Annotated in this window: 14 protein-coding genes; 1 reads left to right on the top strand and 13 read right to left on the bottom strand. The window is 29.0% G+C overall.

What is annotated here, in order from left to right; genetic code table 11:
- Positions 1–4: 4 nt before the first annotated feature.
- The gene (yfmF, locus tag I2H23_RS07265) at positions 5–1,270 is read right to left on the bottom strand and encodes an EF-P 5-aminopentanol modification-associated protein YfmF (protein ID WP_092924132.1); all 1,266 of its coding nucleotides are present in this window, start codon (positions 1,268–1,270) and stop codon (positions 5–7) included.
- Between the two features lie 9 nt (positions 1,271–1,279).
- On the bottom strand, positions 1,280–2,386 hold the full coding sequence (locus I2H23_RS07270; RefSeq protein WP_092924129.1) for a CbiX/SirB N-terminal domain-containing protein: 1,107 nt from the start codon (positions 2,384–2,386) through the stop codon (positions 1,280–1,282).
- A gap of 209 nt (positions 2,387–2,595) precedes the next feature.
- Here I2H23_RS07270 and ychF point away from each other — a divergent pair, with 209 nt between their 5' ends.
- Positions 2,596–3,693 (top strand): redox-regulated ATPase YchF, encoded by a 1,098-nt coding sequence (gene ychF / locus I2H23_RS07275; protein ID WP_092924126.1) that lies wholly within the window; start codon positions 2,596–2,598, stop codon positions 3,691–3,693.
- Positions 3,694–3,975: 282 nt separating this feature from the next.
- On the opposite strand, the gene I2H23_RS07280 is transcribed toward ychF, so the two are convergent.
- The 11 genes from I2H23_RS07280 to nifJ form a co-directional block, all read right to left on the bottom strand.
- Positions 3,976–5,409: a carbon starvation CstA family protein gene (locus tag I2H23_RS07280; protein ID WP_195581386.1), complete on the bottom strand. Its 1,434-nt coding sequence runs from the start codon at positions 5,407–5,409 to the stop codon at positions 3,976–3,978.
- A 130-nt stretch (positions 5,410–5,539) separates the two neighbouring features.
- Entirely contained in the window at positions 5,540–6,283 is a 744-nt protein-coding gene (locus I2H23_RS07285; protein ID WP_195581387.1) for a LytR/AlgR family response regulator transcription factor, read from the bottom strand.
- 14 nt (positions 6,284–6,297) lie between these two features.
- Positions 6,298–7,953, bottom strand: coding sequence for a LytS/YhcK type 5TM receptor domain-containing protein (locus I2H23_RS07290; RefSeq protein WP_092924117.1), 1,656 nt, complete (start codon positions 7,951–7,953; stop codon positions 6,298–6,300).
- Positions 7,954–8,030: 77 nt separating this feature from the next.
- Positions 8,031–9,533 carry a UDP-N-acetylmuramoyl-L-alanyl-D-glutamate--2,6-diaminopimelate ligase gene (locus I2H23_RS07295; protein ID WP_195581388.1) on the bottom strand — a complete coding sequence of 501 codons (1,503 nt, stop codon included), beginning with the start codon at positions 9,531–9,533 and terminating at the stop codon, positions 8,031–8,033.
- 227 nt (positions 9,534–9,760) lie between these two features.
- Positions 9,761–10,465 carry an aspartate/glutamate racemase family protein gene (locus I2H23_RS07300; protein WP_176579615.1) on the bottom strand — a complete coding sequence of 235 codons (705 nt, stop codon included), beginning with the start codon at positions 10,463–10,465 and terminating at the stop codon, positions 9,761–9,763.
- 15 nt (positions 10,466–10,480) lie between these two features.
- Positions 10,481–11,695: a carboxylate--amine ligase gene (locus tag I2H23_RS07305; protein ID WP_092924108.1), complete on the bottom strand. Its 1,215-nt coding sequence runs from the start codon at positions 11,693–11,695 to the stop codon at positions 10,481–10,483.
- Positions 11,696–11,943: 248 nt separating this feature from the next.
- A complete protein-coding gene (gene ptsG / locus I2H23_RS07310; RefSeq protein WP_166505914.1) occupies positions 11,944–13,998 on the bottom strand; it encodes a glucose-specific PTS transporter subunit IIBC in 2,055 nt (684 codons plus the stop codon).
- Positions 13,999–14,266: 268 nt separating this feature from the next.
- Entirely contained in the window at positions 14,267–15,106 is an 840-nt protein-coding gene (licT, locus tag I2H23_RS07315; protein WP_195581389.1) for a BglG family transcription antiterminator LicT, read from the bottom strand.
- Between the two features lie 291 nt (positions 15,107–15,397).
- Entirely contained in the window at positions 15,398–17,359 is a 1,962-nt protein-coding gene (locus I2H23_RS07320; RefSeq protein WP_092924100.1) for a fructose-1,6-bisphosphatase, read from the bottom strand.
- 102 nt (positions 17,360–17,461) lie between these two features.
- On the bottom strand, positions 17,462–17,797 hold the full coding sequence (locus I2H23_RS07325) for a hypothetical protein (RefSeq protein WP_195581390.1): 336 nt from the start codon (positions 17,795–17,797) through the stop codon (positions 17,462–17,464).
- 365 nt (positions 17,798–18,162) lie between these two features.
- Entirely contained in the window at positions 18,163–21,705 is a 3,543-nt protein-coding gene (gene nifJ, locus I2H23_RS07330) for a pyruvate:ferredoxin (flavodoxin) oxidoreductase (protein ID WP_092924094.1), read from the bottom strand.
- Positions 21,706–21,744: the final 39 nt, after the last annotated feature.

A 21,744-nucleotide genomic window follows, 5' to 3' on the forward strand; every position in this document is an offset into this window, starting at 1 on the left:
CTCACTAATTTCTTAAGAAATATATAGTATCAAGTTCTATATTTTCAAATGCTTTAACTATATCTTCAATTTCTACGCTTGCCACTTTGTTTATTATTTCTTCTACTGTAGAATTTGTTTTACTCATTCCCTGTGCAAAATAAAAATCAGACATTCCTCCTATGCTATCTCCTAATGATTTCATAGAGTTTATTAAAGCACTTTTACTGTTTTCAATTTCTTCTTTAGATATTTCTCCTTTTTTAACACTATCTAATTGCTTACCTACTAATTCCACTGTTTTTTCATAGTTTTGAGATTCTATTCCAGAAGATACAAATAATATAGATTTGTATTTTTCAACTGATGAATATATATAGTAACATAAGCTTTCTTTCTCTCTTATATTTACAAACATCTTAGAATGTGGTCCACCACCTAATACATTAGAACCAACTATTAGTGGATAGTATTTATTTTCATCACTATAGTCTATATTTGCTCTATATCCCATTACTAATTTACCTTGAGTTATATCCATTTTTTCTTCAATAGTTTTTACTTTTTCTACTTTCTTTTCATAAGTAGCTCTTGGTATATCTATTATTTCATCTCTTTCAAAAGTAAAGTTTTTAGTTATTGTTTCTTTTACTTCTTCCTCATCAAAATCTCCTTCTACAACTATGTCTATTGGAGATGTTTTTATTATTTTCTTGTAATGTTCGTATAAGTCTTTTTCGTTTATTTTTTCTAAATCTTCTTCGTATCCATATTCACTTATACTATATCTTTCATCTTTGCACATTTCCTCAAAACATCTTTCAAGTGCATATCTACCTTTATCATTGATTTTTGCTTGTATTCTATCTTTTAAGTTTCTTTTTTCTATATCTACGTAATCTTTTTTAAATCCATTATCTATTACTAAAGGTTTATTTAATACTTCATTAAAAAACTCAATTACATCTTTAAATATCTTTTCATCTAAATATTTTTGATTAGTACTTATTATTTTAAAACTTATTACTTGACGTTCTCCTCTTTTAGATACATCTCCCATAACAGATGAACCATATAAATCATCTAACTTATGTGATATTTCTCTTGAACTTTGATATTTCTCGCATCCACTAGTTATTATAGCAGGTAATAATGCATTTTTTGTTACTTCTTCTCTGTCTAATAGTCTTTGTATATATATACTAACTAAATTAGACTTAAACTTACTTGCAGGTATTAATGTTAAATTAATATTTTGACCTAAGCTTATTTTTTTTACGTCTTTTTCCATCTTATCCTCCTACGTATTCATTAATGATATTCTTGTAAAAAGTTCATCAACTATAGAATCTATCTTTTTTTCAGGGTCTATATAGTAAAATTTAGTATTTCCCATATCAAGATTTTTAAGTATACTATCTACTAAATACCTTGTGTATATACTATCTATTGCGCATGTAGGAAAAACAACATACAATGTGTTTATTCCATATTCTAACAATTCTTCCCCATCTTTTATTATATCGTCTTTATTATTTTCTAAAAGAGGCATTTTTATTTGAATTCTATCATCTTTATCTTCATATTCTATGTATGTTTTTATTTTTTCTCTAAATAATATATCTTGTTCTAAATTGTTTTTATCCTCAAATCCTATTAATAGTACTCCAGCATCATCATCTATTTCATTTATTTTTCTTATTACTTCATTTTTATAAACCATGGCTAAATTATTCGATTTATAAAGTGGTTCTAATATTTCTACATTAAATAAATCATGATGAACTAGTGTTAATTTTTCATATCTTTCTTTAAATATTTTGTAGTCTTTTCCTTCTGTCATAAACAAAGGACATACTATTATTTTTTTATACCTACTTTCTACTATATTTTCTATACTTTTTTCAAAATATGGTTTTGAGTACATATACGTATTTACTACCTCATATCCTTCTCCTAAATGAAGTTTTAACTTTTCTTCGATTTCTTTTGTCTTCCTTTTAAAATCGCTATCTCCTAAGTCTGTGTAATAAGATTTATATTTATATAAATCACTTATACCCGTTATAAATGATTTATACCCATTTTCATAATATATTTGAGTAGTTCTTTCTCTTATATTATAATTTCTATCTTCACCCTCAGATACTAATAACACTAAAGTTTCTTCTTTTTCACCTATAGGTTGTACTTCTTTTATGTTTACACTTTCTTTAATAAAAAAAATAAATGAGTTTAATACTATAAAGGAAATTAAAAAAGCATAAGGTAGATTTTTATATTCTTTATATATTATTATCTGTCTATAAAATATTATGGCACTTATAATTATAAATATATTTTCCATGTAGCCTTTTAGTATTAAACTTAATCCTATGGTTATAAATAAGGTAATCAAAATTAACATACTATCAACTCCAAAAGTGGTTTTTGATGTACATGCCTAGTTTACATCTGTTATATATATGATGTATAATTAATATGTATGTCTAAAATAACAAAGTCTAACTTAATAACCCATAATATGACTTTGTTAAAATAGTATAATAAATTCAATAATCTGATATTTACAACATGCAGGTTGTTTAAATTATCATAAAAGAGAGGACGATGAATATGAAATTAGGTATAGTTGGTTTACCAAATGTTGGTAAAAGTACACTATTTAACGCAATAACTCAAGCAGGTGCAGAATCTGCAAACTACCCTTTCTGTACAATAGAGCCAAATGTTGGTGTTGTGGCTGTTCCAGATGAAAGATTAGATAAATTAAAAGAGTTATATGATTCTAAAAAAATAGTTCCTACTGCAATAGAATTCTGTGATATAGCAGGTCTTGTTAGAGGAGCTTCTAAAGGTGAAGGACTTGGAAATAAATTTTTATCTCATATAAGAGAAGTTGATGCTATAGTTCACGTTGTTAGATGTTTTGAAGATCCTAACGTTGTTCACGTTGATGGAAGCGTTGATCCACTTAGAGATATAGAAACTATAAACTTAGAGTTAATATTCTCTGATATAGAAATATTAGATAGAAGAATACAAAAAACTCAAAAAGCTGCTAAAGCAGATAAGTCTTTAGTTTCTGAATTAGAGTTTTTAAATGCTATAAAAGCAACTTTAGAAGATGGTAAGTGTGTTAGAACTATGGATTTCACTGAAGATGAGCAAACTTTTGTTAACTCATTAAACTTACTTACTTCAAAGCCAGTAATATATGCTACAAACGTAAGTGAAGATGATTTAGCTGATGAAGCTGCAAACAATCCATACGTAAATAAAGTTAGAGAATTTGCTGCTACTGAAAATGCTGAAGTTGTTGTTGTTTGTGCTCAAATAGAAGCAGAAATATCTGAACTTGACACTGATGAAGAAAAGAAAGAATTCTTAGAAACTTTAGGTTTAGAACAATCTGGTCTAGATAAATTAATAAAATCTTCTTATGCTTTACTTGGACTTGTTTCTTACTTAACTGCTGGTCCTCAAGAAGTTAGAGCTTGGACTATAAAAGTTGGTACTAAAGCACCTCAAGCTGGTGGAAAGATACACTCTGATATAGAAAGAGGATTCATACGTGCAGAAACTATAGCATTTGAAGATCTAGCTCAAGTTGGAACTATGACTGCTGCTAAAGAAAAAGGATTAGTTAGACTTGAAGGTAAAGATTATGTAGTTAAAGATGGAGATGTTATATTATTTAGATTTAACGTATAATAAATAATTTTAAGTATCTATAAATTTTTATATTTATAGATACTTTTTTACTTAATAATTGATTATAATCTATAGATTAAAATGACAATAACATATTTGGTAAAAGTAAAAAAGAATTTTGGGGTAATAGATAAAATCGTTGACGACATAAGCTAAGCGAATTTTTTATTGCCAGTAACTTTCTAAGCAAAATAATTAATTTACTTTAATTAAATAGGTAAATCAAGTAATCTAAAATATAAAAAAGAGCTACCAATTAAGGTAACTCTTTTTTATATTTTATTAAGCATTTTTCTTTATATCCATATTAGCAAATTTTTGTTTATTTACTAAGAATAATCCAAATAATACTAATGCAACTACTACTCCTACTCCATTTGATAATGTAGCATTTAATCTAAATCCTTCTGGAGCTTGTAATATATATGACATACATACTGATGTCATAAATGTTGCTGGTACTAAAGTTATCCAGTAATTAACATTGTTCTTTATTAAATACACTGTAGCTGTCCATAAGAATATTGTAGCTAATGTTTGGTTAGACCAAGCAAAATACCTCCATATTATGTTAAAGTCTATTGTAGTTAAGAATATACATACTATGAATAATGGTATAGCTATCTTAAATCTACTCATAAATGTATCTTGCTTTATATTAAATGAATCTGCTATTGTAAGTCTTGCACTTCTAAATGCTGTATCTCCACTTGTTATAGGACAAGCGACAACCCCAAGTACTGCAAGTATTGAACCAACTTGACCTAATAATGACTTAGATATTAATCCAACAACTCCTGACTGACCACCAAATTCAGCTAATGCTGCTTGTAGCGATAAACTATCTCCAAAGAATGCTATTGAAACTGCACACCATACTAATGCAACTATACCTTCAACAACCATTGCTCCATAGAATACTTTTTTACTTTCTCTTTCGTTGTTTATACATCTAGCCATCATAGGTGACTGAGTCGCATGGAATCCTGATATCGCCCCACAAGCTATTGTTACGAATAAGAATGGGAATAAAGATAATCCATCTGGATGCATATTTTGTAAAGTTAACTCTGGCATTACCATAGTTCCGTTTATGTTACCTATTATCATAGCTCCTGCTAATCCTATAGCCATAAATAATAAAGCTGCTCCAAATAATGGATATACCTTACCTATAACCTTATCAACTGGTAAAACAGTTGCAGCTATATAGTATATTATTATTAGTACTATCCATACTATTTGATCTACACCTGTCATAGATTTTAAAAGACCTGCTGGTGATGTAACGAAAACTGTACCAACTAATATAAGAAGTATTACTGAGAATACTCTCATTACTGTTTTCATCTTTCCACCTAAGTATATACCAACTATTTCAGAAACTGACATACCATCATGCTTCATTGATATAACCCCTGAGAAGAAGTCGTGAACTCCTCCTGCAAATATAGTCCCGAACGTTATCCATAAAAATGCTACTGGACCAAATAATGCCCCCATTATAGCACCAAATATAGGACCTGTTCCTGCTATATTTAAAAATTGTATTAAAAATACCTTGTACCAAGGCATTGGAATATAGTCTATTCCATCTTGTAATCTTACTGCTGGAGTTTGATTATTATCACTTAACTTAACCATTTTGTCTACATAAGTTCCGTAAGTGAAGTATCCAACGATAAGTATTGCTAAGCATACTAAAAATGTTATCATACCTTTTCTCCTTTTTAAAACTTTATTTTTTAAGTTTTTGTATTAATTATTCCAAGGATATAATAACGTTTTTTTGACTTTTAAAGATATATTTTTACATGAAATGCATAAATAATAACATAAAATACAATTATATATGCATAATTTTTCTAAATTCTTTTATATTACTTCTGCTCACAGGTATCTCTGTATCTATATCTTTTAGTTTTAACTTATATGTACTATTAAACCATGGTATTATTTCTTTTATCTTATGTACATTTACAATAAAAGATCTATGCGTCTTAAAGAATAATTCTTTTCCTAGGTTTTTTTCAAAATCTTTTATACATCCCTTTACTATGTATTCATTATCTTTTGTAAATACTATAGTTTCTCTTTCTCTTGCCTCACAATAATATATATCATCTATATTAACTACTATTAACTTATCATTTTTCCATAAGCTAACACTAGATAGATTTTTCTTGTTTTCATTTTTTACTTTTTTAGACACATCAATACTTTCATCTGCTATATCACTCTTTTCAAGTTTTTTTAACATAGATACAATTCTATCATCTGAGTATGGCTTTAATATATAATCAAAAGCTTCTAATTCAAATGCATCTACTGCATGTTCTTTGTAAGCTGTTATAAAAACTATTTTTGGGCTTTTTTTAAATTGTCTTACTGTTTTTGCCAGTAGCATACCATCTAGCATAGGTATATTTATATCTAAAAATATTACATCTACACTATTTTCTTGTATAAATTTTAGTACATCTACTCCATTATCAAACTCATTTATCACTTCTATATTGCTAAAATTATTTATAAAATATTTTAGTTCTTCTCTTGCTGGAAACTCATCTTCAACTATTATAGCTTTCATCTAGCATCCCCTTTCTATACTTTAAATTCTATCTTAGTTCCTGGGTTTAACCTCTTTATATCTAAGCCATGTCCATATATTAACTTAAGTCTTAAGTGAACATTATAAAGACCTATCTTATTTTCTGGCATATTATTATTATAAACTCTATTAATTATCTCTTGATCTATAGTTAATCCGTCATTTTCTACCCATATGTTAACTTTTTCTTTTTTCTTTTTAACTCCTATTACTACTACGCCATGTCCTCCATTTTTTCTTATTCCATGTATAATTGCATTTTCTACTAGAGGTTGTATTATAAGGCTTGGTATCTTCACTTGTATATCATCATCTATATCATAAATAACATTTAGTTTATCTCCAAATCGTGCTTTTTCTATTTCTACATAAGCTTTTACTTGTTCTAATTCTTTATTTATATCAATAAGATTGTCTGTAACTTCTAGATTATATCTCATATAAGTAGAAAGATTTATAATAAGCTTTCTTGCTTTATCTGGATCAATTCTTATAAAAGATGTTATAGTATTTAATGCATTAAATAAAAAGTGAGGATTTATTTGGGTTTGTAGAGCTTTTATTTCTGCTTTATTTTTAGCCTCTTTCATTTTTTCAATCTTTGATACTTCCATTAATGTAGATATCATTTGAGATAATCCTATGGCTAGCGCTTTTTTTGAATGGCTCATATCATATTGCTCTGTATAATATATTTTTAGACTTCCTATTACTTTATTGGATTCAGTTAAAGGTATTATCATGACTGTTTTTAAATTTACTTTCTCACTTACAGAATACCCTTCATTTTCTACTTTTATATTTAATATTTTATTTTTTTCCATAGATTCTTTGGTTATATCACTAAGACCTGTAGATCTATTAAATATTTCTTCTCCTATTCCTACATAGGCTAATACTTTTTCTCTATCTGTTATTGCTACTGAATCTGAGTTAATTTCATCTTTTATTATTTGACATATAATTCTTAAGGAATCTTTATTTATAGACCTAAAGTAAGGTAGTGTCTTATTTGCTATATCTAGCGCTAACTTTGATTGAAATGCTGCTACTTCATCCTTTTCTTTTTTTATAGCTTGTACAATAGATACTAAAAAACCTATACCAATTTGACCTACTATCATTGGTATATATATTTTATGTATAATATTTACTGCTACATCATGTGGCTTTGAAATCAAATATATTAACAACATAGTAAAACTTTCTGATATTACACCACATAAAATACCATATATCCATCTATATTTATCATCTATTCTTTTGTAAAAATATCCCGATATAATTCCTGCAAATATACTAGATATAAAACATGGAAAAGAGGTTATGCCATGTATATCTATTATATATCTATGAGCACCTGATATTACACCCGATACTATACCAACTAAAGGTCCAAATAATACACCTCCAGATACTATGGCTATTATTCGAGTATTGGCAAGAGAACCTTGTACACTTATTCCATTGTAAGTACCAAGTATTGCTAATAAACTAAATATAATAGATATCATCATTAAATCTTTAGCTTTGTATTTTTCTTTTTGAAATATGTACTTAAACCCCTTTATCTTAGTTATCATTATAAATAAAACTATTATTAAGCTTGATTTTTCTAGTAATGATAAAAATATTTTCCCTTCATTCATGAAATTTCTCCATTTTTTTAATTTTAGTATAGACACTAAAAAGAGAAGTATTAAACTTCCCTTCTTAGTTTCTTTAATTATAAGGATTCTGCCATAATTTTTCTACTTTCCATTACCTTGGCTGCTGCTTTTTTAGCTATTTCTGTTTCACTAAAAGGTACTCTTTCACCTTTTATAAGTTGATATTCTTCATGTCCTTTTCCCGCAAAGACTATCATATCTCCTTCTTTAGCTATATCTATAGCTTTTATTATGGCTTCTTCTCTATCTGGCACTTTTATATACTCACATTTTGAACCTTCAAATGACTTAGCTATATCATTTATTACATTCATTGGATCTTCAAAATCTGGGTTATCTCCTGTTAATATACATAAGTCACATTCTCTAGATGCAACATCTCCAAGTTCTTTTCTTCTTAACTTAGTTCTTCCTCCAACTGATCCAAATAAACATATTAATCTATTGTGATCATATTTTTTAAGAGTTTGAAGTATATTTTCTAAACTAACTCCATTATGAGCATAATCTATTATTACTGTTGCATAATCAAGTACAGGAAGTACTTCAACTCTACCTTTCACTTTAGCATTTTTAAGGGCATCTAACATTAATCTTTGGTCTATCTTTAAATATCTACAAACTGATATAACTGCTAGTGCATTGTATATACTAAAAGTACCTGGTGAACATATATATGCATTAAATATATCATCTTTAGTTTCTACATCAAAGCTTGTCCCTAATGAATCTAGTTCTCTAGAATACTTTATATTTTTAGCTTTTAAATCTGCATCTTCCTCTATCCCAAAAGTTTCTATATGACAAGTTGCATGTTTTATTATGTCTTTAGCATGCTTATCATCTATATTTATTATTCCATGGTCACATAATGTAAATAATTTAGCCTTACACTCTAAGTAATGTTCAAATGTTGGATGTTCTTTTGGCCCTATGTGGTCTGGAGATAAATTCGAGAATATTCCTATATCAAAGTTTACATCTTCAACTCTATTCATCATTATTCCACCAGAAGAAACTTCCATAGATACACATTTAACACCTTCATCTAGCATAGTTCTAAATATTCTGTGTAATTCATAACTTTCAGGAGTTGTATTAACTGTTTTTTCACTCTTACCATTGTAGAAAGTTCCATTAGTTCCTATAACCCCTGTGTTTATTCCAGCTTGGTTTAATACTTCACTTATATAATTAGTTATAGTTGTCTTTCCTTTAGTTCCTGTCACACCTATTACTTTTAATTCTCTTGATGGATTACCAAAGTAATTTGATGACATATTTGATAGTGCTATCCTACTATCTTTTACAAATAGCTTTATAGCATCTTCTCCTAATTCTACATCATCTTGTAGTATAAATACTCTTGTTCCTCTTTTATATGCATCTTTAGCATATTTGTGACCATCTACAGTCTCACCCTTTATCGCTACAAATATATATCCGTCTTCACATTTGGAAGAGTTGTATGCTATGTCTTTTATTTCTGTATTTTCTATTTCATTCCAAGGCTTTTGAGAGGTAAATTCTACCCCATTCATAACTTCTAATAATTTCATCTTTAGCCCTCCTAATAAGTCTTCTTATCTATGTAAGTATAGCACAATATTGAGTTTTTTGATAAAAAAAATTATTGTTATACATATAACTTTTTATACAATTTTATACCTTTTATAAGACTTTAATGATTTAAGATACTAATTTTTATTATCTTTATAAAAGCAGAGTAGTATATACCACTCTGCTTTCTTTGTTTTTAGTCTTTAAATTATATATAAAGCTTATTTTAAGCTTCCTTAACTTTTTTACCACTATTTTCTATAGACTTTCTAGCTAAAACTTCTAGCGAATCTATATAAAATTTACCATCTAAATTGTTGTCATTTTTAAGTATTGAAAGCTCTGTACATCCTAGTATAACTCCATCACAATCATTTGACTTTAGATAGTCAATAATAGCATCGAATTTATTCATATTTGCAGGCTTTCCACTTTTTATATCATTGTAGATTATACTCATTACATCACTTTGTCTATCTTCATCTAGTGTTAAATAGTCTATTTCATATTTTTCACACATATTCTGATATAACTTAGTTTTTATATTTCCAGTTGTAGCTAATATACCTAATTTTTTGTGTCCATTTTCTTTAGCATGTTTTACAGTCTCTTCTATTATATTTACAACAGGTATATTTACACTTTCTGAAATTTCTTTATAGAAATAATGTGCTGTATTACAAGTTATCACTATAAAATCTGAGCCACATGCCTCTAACCTTTTACTGTCTTTTATAAGAACATCTACTGGAGAATCTTCACTTTCTCCTATTATGTATGCGGTTCTATCAGGAGTAGTAGCTCGGTTAGTTATTATCATATCAACATGATCTTGATCAGACTTTGCATCTGTTAATCTCACTACCATGTCAAAAAAGTAAACCGTGGCCATAGGTCCTAATCCACCAATAACTCCAACTGTCTTGTTCATAATAATCTCACCAATCTATTTACAATATTTTTTGAACTTTCTCATTTGGTTTATGTTATATAATAATATATATAAACTTCTTTTAAAGTTTCCTTTTAAGTCTTTGTCATATCCAAATGAAGTTGCACTTTTTCCTTGTGCTACTAATGATTTAGCTTTATTTACTAAAGCTTGATCTTTAACATATTTATAAACTACATTCTTTGGTATAACATGCCAGAAGAATGGATCTTTTTGTATTTTTAAATCTAATTCTTTGTTATATACTCTGTCTTCTACAACATATCTAGCTATGTTGTTTCCTGAACTAGTTACATAGTAGTTACTTCTACCTTGTCTTAAGTTTATTTCAAACACTTTATAAGTGTTATCTCTACTATCAAACTTTATATCAAAGTTAGAGAATCCTGTATAATTTATATCCTCTAAAAATGCCTTAAACTTTTCCATTAAGTCTTTATCATATTCTGTTATTATAGCAGCATGATTTCCTATTCCTTTTGGAGTATGCTCTTCTAATAATACATGTCCTAAACACATCATTTTAACTTTACCATGTTGATCAGAATAGCAAGTTAAAACTCTCATATGTGAATCATCACCTGGTATAAAGTCTTGTATTATTAAGTTTTTGTCATACTTACCAGCATATATTGAGTTCGTTATTTCTTTGAACTCTGTTTCATTTTGTGCTATATAAGCTTTTTTCATTCCTTCAAATGGGAATTGCCAATATAATACACTGTCAGAAGGTTTTATTATAACTGGATACTTAAATCCAAAGTCTTTTATTTCATCACCTTTTGAATATATGAAAGTCTTAGGATAGTCTAATCCTTTTTCTTCACACATTTTATAGAATAATTCTTTTTCTATTAACTTATCTTTTAATTCCTTGCCTATATATGGAACTATGTACTTTTCTTTAAGTATATCTCTATGGTCTATTATTAATTCTGCATATTCATCAGTACATCCCATTATTATTAGCTTTTTATTAGGTGCAGCTAATTCATCTGCAGTTTTAAGTAATACATCTATAAACTCTTTTTCTTCTGTTATTCTTTCGTCTATTCTAAAATCTATTATGTTACTATCTTTTGTCGCCCCTAATGCATATCTACCAAAAGCTATAGACTTAACTCCATAAGCTTCATGGTATGCTCTTGCTACTGAGTAGCAATTTATATCACCACCAACCAATACTGGTTGTATTATTATATTATCCACACTTTCCACCTCGTTTAAGAATTTCATTTGTAGTTAAATTCATCTTATTAATTATACTTGATTTACATTATTATGTCAAAATTCTAGTTACTTCAATCTATTTGCAAAAAATACCATACTAAATTTTATTTCAAATGTCGTTTTACTTATTTTTTTCTTAATATTGTCAAATTTAGCTTAAATATTTAAGAATATCATTTTAGTATAAAAAGCTAGTTATAAAATTTTATAACTAGCTTTTTTATTAACTATTTAACTATACTTACTCTATTTTTTTCCTTAGCTTTTATAGGACCTTCTTTTATAGATATCTTTTCATCTGGTCCTAAATTAGTAAATACTACTGGACTTATTGTTGATGTTGCATTTTTCTCGATATAATCTAAATCCATTTTTACTAGTTTATCTCCAGCTTTAACTTTTTGTCCAACTTCAACAAATACTTCAAAGCCTTTACCTTCTAATTTAACGGTTTCTATTCCTAAATGTATAAGCACTTCTCTTCCATTTTCTGATTCTATTATCACTGCATGTTTCGTTGGGAATACGACTCCTACTGTACCATTTACTGGAGAATATATTTCTCCATCATTAGATTTTATAGCAAATCCATCTCCCATTAATCTAGTTGAGAATACTTCATCTGGAACTTGTGATATATCCATTAATTCACCATTCACTAAAGATATTATTTCTTCCCCTGTAGAAGTTAATTCTACTTCATCTTTAGCCTTAGGCTTATCTTCTTTTACTTCAGCCTTTTTGATTTCACCTTTTTTAGGTGCATTAACTTTTACTTTTCCAGATATTATTTCGTTTATTTCTGATTTTAATGTATCTGATTTTGGCCCAAATATAGCTTGTACATTGTTACCAACTACCATAACACCTGCAGCTCCAAGTTCTTTAAGTCTTGCTTGGTCTACTTTATTTATATCTTCAACAGCTACTCTAAGTCTTGTTATACAAGCATCTAAACTTTTTAAGTTTTCTTTGTTTCCTAATGCTTCTAGTATACCTGCTGCTAATTCACTGTTGTTTAATGTTGTATTTGTGCTGTCTTCACTCTCATCTTCTCTACCTGGAGTCTTTAAATTAAACTTAGTTATTAAGAATCTAAATCCGAAATAGTAAACTACTGCAAATACTGCACCAACTAGTATTACTAAATACCATGGCGTTCTATTTGGTAATACTCCAAATAGTAAGAAGTCAAATAACCCACCTGAGAATGTCATACCTATTTTAACATTTAGTATTTGCATTACGGCAAATGATAAACCAGCAAATAAGCAGTGTACTGCAAATAATCCTGGTGCAACGAATAAAAATGCAAACTCTAATGGTTCAGTTATACCTGTTAAGAAAGATGTAAGTGCTGCTGATGCCATTATACCTGCAACATACTTTCTCTTTTCTGGCTTAGCTGTATGAATCATTGCAAGTGCAGCTGCTGGAAGTCCAAACATCATAAATGGGAACTTACCTGTCATAAATGTACCTGCTGTAAATGCTACACCATCTTTAAGTTGAGCAAAGAATATACTTTGGTCACCCATTACTAAGTTTCCTGCTTTATCTATGTATTCACCAAATTGATACCAGAAAGGATTATAGAACACGTGATGTAATCCAAAAGGTATTAATGCTCTTTCTATTATACCAAATACAAATGCTGCTAATGTTATGTTAGCTTCTATTACTGTTCTTGAGAAGTTTAATAATGCATTTTGTATAGGTGGCCATATAAATGATAAGGCTATACCTATTAATATAGCTGATGCTGCTGTAACTATTGGAACAAATCTCTTACCTGCAAAGAATCCTAAGTATTGAGGTAATTCTATTTTGTAGAACTTCTTATAAAGTCCTGCTGCAATTATACCAATTATGATACCACCAAAAACTCCTGTTTGAAGAGTTGGTATACCAACAGTTGTTGTATACATTGGGTTACCCATCATATCTGGTGTTACACCAGTCATTATACCCATAGATGTATTCATTATTAAGAAACCAACTATTGCAGCTAGTCCTGCAACACCTTCACCTTCAGTTAATCCAACTGCCACCCCAACGGCAAATAGTAAAGGTAAGTTATCAAATATTATTCCTCCAGATCTTTCCATTATATTTATTATAAGTGGAAAAGCTCCCGTTGATAAAAACGGCATTTTTTCAACTAATGCCGGGTTAGCTAATGCATTACTTACACCTAGTAATATACCTGCTGCTGGAAGTAATGCAACTGGTAGCATTAAAGCTTTCCCTACTTTTTGTAAGACACCAAATATCTTTTTCATAATACCTCTCCTTTATATTTTTAATTTTAGAAAGTTTTAATTTTCATTGATTAAATAAAAAAGACTTAAATCTATAAAAATAACTTAAAGATAAATTATTGCAAATCCAATCAATATTATTATGTATATATTGATTGTAATTATTACATAAATTTAACTTATTATTACTTTTATAAACTTAAGTCTTGCCTGCTCAACCAGTAACAATCTTATTGTTTATACTTTCTATTTAATATATATATTATTAAAGGTTTAACCTTATAATATTTTACTTTATAGCTGCTATTACTCTATTTATATGTAGTGTAAGATATAAAAGCTCATCTTCTGTAACTATATACTCATGATTATCTTCTATATATTTTTTAATCTTACAAGAACAATTATATGGTTTTTCATATTGAATTTTTATAATTTCTAAAAGTTCATTGTCATTATTTTCTACTTGTTCTTTTTTTATAAGTCGTTTTGCAAAGAATTTTAAATGAGTTACTAATCTATCATAGTTAAAATCATCTTCTTTAAATTCTACTGAATAATAATATCTTATAATATTTAGTATTTCTTTTACTATCTTAGTCATTAAAAATGATTCTTTAGTGCTTTCTTTATAATTTGCATTTATAATATGCATAGCTATAAATGCTGCTTCATCCTTTGTGAAATTTACATTAAATTCTTTGTTTATATAATCTATTGCCCACATTCCTATTTGGAATTCTTTTTTATGAATCCTTTTTATTTCATAAAGTAAATCATTTTTAATTTCTATATTTTGATTATACCTTTTAATTGCAAATGATATATGATCTGCTAGTGCTACATATATATAATCGTCTAGTTCTGTATTTAAATTTTGTTTTGCATATTCTATTATCTTAGAAGTTACATTAAATATATCTTCATCTACTTCAGTAGCTATCCTAGTTATCTTTTTAGCCAAGTTTTCATCTTCCATAACAAATTTCTTTTCAATTTTTTCTTGGTCTACTTTTTCTCCAACCTTTTTTTTAAATCCAATTCCACATCCAGTGAGTACTAGTTCTTTATTAGTTTCATCATCTACAACCAATACTACATTGTTATTGTATATTTTTTGAATTAGCATATATACTCACCTCTATTCTTTAGATCAATCATTTTTAAATAAACTTAGTTTAAATTTTAGTTGTTTTTTATATATATTTTTACCTTAATTATTTTTTAACAAAATATATGTATAAATACAAAATACCTAAATTAAGACACTAAAATAAAGTCTCAACTTAGGTATTGCCTGCTCTATCAGTAACAATCCAAAATATTGATAAGTAAATATTTGTATATTTTTATTCAAGTTTTATTTATATTATAATTTTATAATAGGTATTTAATTCTGTCAAGAATTTTAGGAAAACATTTATTTTTCTTTAATTAATCCTTTTCTATAAGCTAATAAAAGTAACTTTAAGTCTTTTACTTCTTGTTCTAATATTTTACCTGCATCAGTATCTCTTACTGTTTTACGTTTTGCTTTATGTTCTACTACTTCTGTAGTTGATAGTATATCACTTTCTTTTTTTATAGCATCTTCTGCTGATGTAAAAGGTTGGTGTGAAACTAATTGTAAACTATGAGAATTATATATTAAAGTATAACCTGCAAGTCCTGTTTTATTTTGGTATGCCCTTGAAAAGCCACCATCTATGACTAGTATTTTTCCGTTTGCCTTTATAGGGCTTTCACCATTTTTACTTTCTACAGGAACATGACCATTTATAATATGGCTATCTGTTAGGTCTAAGTTAAATTCTTCAAATATCTTTTCACACATCTTTTCATCTTCTCTTAATTTGAAATATGGATTTTTATTTTCCTTGTGACTTTCTTTCTCCGCTATAAAATATCTTTCAAAAGTAGTCATGTCATCTTTACCAAATAATGATGAACACTTTCCTGTCCAAAGATACCACATCATGTCCATTCCATATTGCTTTTGAGTTGTATTTTCTTTAAAGAAATATCCTTCTCTAGATATAGCTTCCATCTTATCCATTAAAGCTTTACCCTTATATTCTTTACCTTGTATTTTCATAGACATAAAGCTCTTGTCTTCATTTAAAGGTACACATCCATGTATTAGTAAGTTAGAGTTTGCTGTTAAGTATATACTTCCTTTTGAGAATAAAAAAGAAATATGTTTTTGAAGTTTTTCGCTATTTTTAAAAGATGATACTAATTTTTCTATAACTTCATTTTCTTCTTTGCTTAACTCATATGGGTTATTTTTGTTTATAGTTGGGAAATTAGAATCCTTTAATTTATATACTTTACCCTTTAATTTAATAGTATTTTCTTCATAGTTTATATTATTAAGTAAAAGTCTATGCTGCATCTCAAACTCAGGCCTTCTATTTATAACTTCTCCTTCTAACTTAAACTGTATAATACTTATTGCCTTGTGCATTTTAGCTATTAATGATTTTTCTTTTGTTGATACATTTTGATCACTAATTTTTGGAATAAAACAATGGCAAGGGTCATCCTTATAAGTTTCCATAGCAAAAGTAGCAAGAGGAAGTAAATTTATTCCATATATATCTTCTATTATATCTAGATTTGCATATCTAGCTGATATCCTAAGAGCATTTGCTATACAAGTTTTTTCTCCACTTGCAGCACCCATCCAAAGTATATCATGATTTCCCCATTGTATATCCACTGAATGATAATCCATTAAAGTATCTATTACTACGTCTGGTCTTGGTCCTCTATCGTATATATCTCCTAATATATGAAGTCTATCTACTACTAGTTTTTGTATAACTTTAGATATAGCTATTATAAATTCTTTTGCTCTATCAGTTTCTATTATTGTATCTACGATACTTTGGTAATAACATTGTTTATGCTTTATATCTATAGATTCATGAAGTAATTCTTCTATTATATACTTAAAATCTTCTGGTAATAATTTCCTTACTTTTGATCTAGTGTATTTACTAGATGCATATTTACAAAGTTCAACTAATCTATATATATTTATTCTATAAAAATCTTCTAGATTTTCTTCTTTCTTTATTATCAAATCTAGTTTTTGCTCTGGATAGTATACTAAAGTAGCTAATGCTTTTTTCTCATTTTCTCTCATAGTATTTGAAAATAGTTCTTCTATCTTTCTTTTTATGACTCCAGAGCCATTTTTTAAAACATGAACAAAAGGCTCATATTCTCCATGTATATCTGTTATAAAGTGTTCCGTTCCTTTAGGCAAGTTAAGTATTGCCTCTAGGTTTATTATTTCAGTACTTGCTTTTGATATGCTTGGATATTGTTTTGATAGTAGTTTTAAATATTTTAACTCATTTTCTAATGGTCTCAACTTCTAATCCTCCAAACTTAAATAATTATATATTTATTGTATCACATTTATAATTAGTATACACTATTTAAGTTTATTATTATCACATAATAAGTCAAATACTTAATTAACTATCTTCATATCTCCTGTATAAATATCTATTTCATGAACTCCTATACTTTTTTTATGACTGTGTTCTTCATCATTTATAGTTATAAAAAGTTCAACCTTGTACTTGTCTCCAACTTTTTTTATATCATCTTTATTTACAGTTACAAGATCTCCATATTCTGCTTTTATTATATTCACAGCAGTTTCCTTTGATATTGGGTTAATCTCTTTATTGTAAGTTTTATCTGTAAAATAAACTCCGTCTTTTTCATCTTTTTTACTTGCTATAATTATTGATATTATTATAGCTATTATTAATAGTATTCCTATAATTATTTTCTTTTTCATTAAACTCTCACTTTCTTGAATTATTAGCTTACACATTATATCGCAAATCTTATTTATAATCTATATTTTAATATACGTATTAATTTAGTAAAGCTTAATAAAAAGATAGGACAAGATCTCAACAAAACTTATCCTATCTTTTTATATATTTCAATCTATTTTATGGAGTATGTTCATTTACATTTACTATAGCCTAACTTTATGAATATTTTATGAATGTTTTATGTTTTTATGCTTTTTTGTATTTAATAAGCTATAAATATATATTTAAACTAAAAAATTCACTTAAGTTATGTGTAATAAAACACTATTATATAAAAAAGGATGTACCCTAAAAGTACATCCTTTATATTAAACTATATTTATTAGCATTGTTCAGCTAATCTCTTATAGTTGTTGTATCTTTCATTAGCATTTTCTTCAGCCATAGTGAATAATTCATCAGCTACGTCTGGGAATTGCTTAGCTATTGCAGCGTATCTTACTTGACCCATTAAGAACTCTCTGAAGCTTTCAGTTGGCTCTTTAGAATCTAATGTGAATGGATTCTTACCTTGAGCTTTTAATGTTGGGTTGAATCTGTATAAGTGCCAGTAACCAGCTTTAACAGCTTTTTCTATGTTAGCTTGAGCTCTACCCATACCTTCTTTTATACCATGAGATATACATGGAGAGTAAGCTATTATTAATGATGGTCCATCATAAGCTTCTGCTTCTATTACAGCCTTCATTAATTGGTTCTTATCTGCACCCATACCAACTTGTGCAACATATACGTTTCCGTAACTCATTGCCATCATACCTAAGTCTTTCTTCTTAGATCTCTTACCAGCTGCAGCGAACTTAGCCATTGCAGATATTGGAGTAGATTTAGAAGCTTGACCTCCTGTATTTGAATATATTTCTGTATCAAATACTAGTACGTTTACATTTTCTCCTGAAGCAAGTACGTGATCAAGTCCACCGTAACCGATGTCATAAGCCCATCCGTCTCCTCCAAGGATCCATTGAGATCTCTTAACTAGGTAATCTTTTCTTTCTTCTATTTCATTAACTAAAGCTTTTATTTCAGCATTTTCTATATTGTGAGCATTAGCTAATACATCTAATACTTTTTGGCTTGCTACTTTTGAAGCTTCTCCATCTTCTTTAGCATCTAACCAAGCAGTAAATGCTTCTCTAGCTGCATCACATATATCCATTGTTAATAATGTTTCCATGTTTTCAGCTATTTTGTTTCTCATTTGTTTAACTGCTAACATCATTCCGTATCCGAATTCAGCATTGTCTTCGAATAATGAGTTTGCCCAAGATGGACCTTTACCTTCATGGTTAACAGTGTATGGAGTTGATGGAGCTGATCCTCCCCAGATTGATGAACATCCAGTAGCATTTGCTATCATCATTCTATCTCCGAATAATTGAGTAACTAACTTGATGTATGGAGTTTCTCCACATCCAGCACAAGCACCTGAGAATTCCATTAATGGTTGTCTGAATTGACTTCCTTTAACAGTGTTAGGAGCCATTACATCATCTTTAGGAGCAACCTTTGTAGTATCTACAGCGAATGCCCAGTTTTCTATTTCAACTTCTTGAGTATCAAGAGGTTTCATGAATAATGCTTTACCTTTAGCTGGACATATGTCAGCACAGTTTCCACATCCTGTACAGTCAAGTGGACTTACTTGCATTCTGTATTGTAATCCTTCAAATCCTTTACCAATTGCTTTTTTAGTATTGAAGTTTTCTGGAGCATTAGCCATTTCTTCTTCAGTTACTAATACTGGTCTTATACATGCATGAGGACATACATAAGCACATTGGTTACATTGTATACAGTTGTTTACATCCCACTCAGGAACATTTACTGCTACTCCACGTTTTTCGTAAGCTGCAGTACCACATGGGAATGTACCATCTTCTATTCCATCAAATGCACTTATTGGTAAACTATCACCTTCTTGAGCATTCATTGGTCTTACTATATTTTTTATGAATTCTGGTTCGTCGCAGTTTGTTGTTTCTGCACTTTCAACAGCTTGATTCCAAGCAGCTGGAACTTCTATTTTAACTAATGCATTCATACCAGCTTCAACAGCTTCAAAGTTCATGTTAACGACTTTTTCACCTTTTTTACCGTAAGCTTTCTTTATAGAATCTTTTAGGTATTGGCTAGCTTCTTCTTGAGGTATTATCTCAGCTAACTTGAAGAATGCTGATTGCATTATCATGTTTATTCTATTTCCAAGACCTATTTCTTGAGCTATCTTAGTAGCATTTACAGTGTAGAAGTTTATTTCATTTTCAGCTATGAATCTCTTCATTTTTGCTGGTAAATGAGTTTCTAACTCTTCTGGTGACCATATTGTATTTAATACGAATGTTCCACCTTTTTTAAGTCCTTTTAATAAATCATATTGGTTAACATATGATTGGTTATGACAAGCTATGTAGTCAGCTTCATCTATTAAGTAAGTAGATCTTATTGGAGCATCTCCAAATCTTAAGTGAGACATTGTTATACCACCAGACTTCTTAGAGTCATAAGCAAAGTAAGCTTGAGCATACTTTTCAGTGTTGTCTCCTATTATTTTTATAGCTTGTTTGTTAGCCCCAACTGTACCGTCAGATCCTAATCCCCAGAACTTACATCTTATAGTTCCTGGTGTAGCTATTTTGATAGGTTCAGATGGCTCTAATGAAGTATTAGTAACGTCATCTACTATACCTACAGTGAAGTTGTTCTTAGGATTTTCAGAAGTTAAGTTATCAAATATAGTTTTTATATCTGATGGAGTAACATCTTTTGATCCTAATCCGTATCTTCCACCTATTATCATTGGAGCATTTTCGGCTCCGTAGAATGCACTACGTACGTCTAAGTATAATGGCTCTCCTATAGCACCTGGCTCTTTAGTTCTATCCATTACACATATTCTTTCAGCAGTTGCTGGTATTTTTTCTAATAAATGCTTAGTAGAGAATGGTCTGAATAAGTGAACCTTAACTAAACCGTATTTTCCACCTTGAGCATTTAAGTAATCTATTGTTTCTTCTATAGCCTCTGTAGCAGATCCCATAGCTATTAATACATACTTAGCATCTTGTGCTCCGTAGTAATCAAATAGTCCATGTTCTCTTCCAGTTAATTCGCTCATTTGCTTCATGTATTTTTCAACTATTCCAACTATGTTGTTGTAATATTTATTTGAAGCTTCTCTTGTTTGGAAGTATATATCAGGGTTTTGAGCAGTACCACGAGTAACAGGATGATTTGGAGATAAAGCTCTGTTTCTGAACTCTTCTACTGCCTCTTTGTTTATTAATTTTTCATAATCTTCAGTGTCTAGTAACTCAACTTTTTGTATTTCGTGAGATGTTCTGAATCCATCGAAGAAATGTATGAAAGGTAATCTTCCTTCTATTGCAGCTAAGTGTGCAACTGGTGCTATATCAGCAACTTCTTGAACAGAACCTGATGCTAACATTACACATCCAGTTTGTCTAGCTGACATAACGTCTTGATGATCCCCAAATATAGATAATGCTTGAGCTGCTAATGCACGAGCACTTACGTGGAATACCCCTGGAAGTAATTCCCCAGCAACTTTATACATATTAGGTATCATTAATAATAAACCTTGAGATGCAGTGAAAGTTGTTGTTAATGCACCAGCTTGTAATGAACCGTGGAATGCTCCAGCAGCTCCTGCTTCTGATTGCATTTCTACAACACTTACTTTTTGTCCGAACATATTCTTTCTGCCTTGTGCCGACCATTCGTCAACTACTTCAGCCATGTTTGAAGACGGAGTTATTGGATATATAGCAGCAACATCAGTGAATGCATAAGCAACATGAGCAGCAGCTGTATTTCCGTCAACTGTTTTCATAAATTTAGCCATAATTGTATCCTCCTCGTATATTACTCTTATGTACTTATC

Source organism: Romboutsia sp. BSD2780061687b_171204_C1, from assembly GCF_015560225.1.
Classification (GTDB): Bacteria; Bacillota; Clostridia; order Peptostreptococcales; family Peptostreptococcaceae; genus Romboutsia_C; species Romboutsia_C hominis.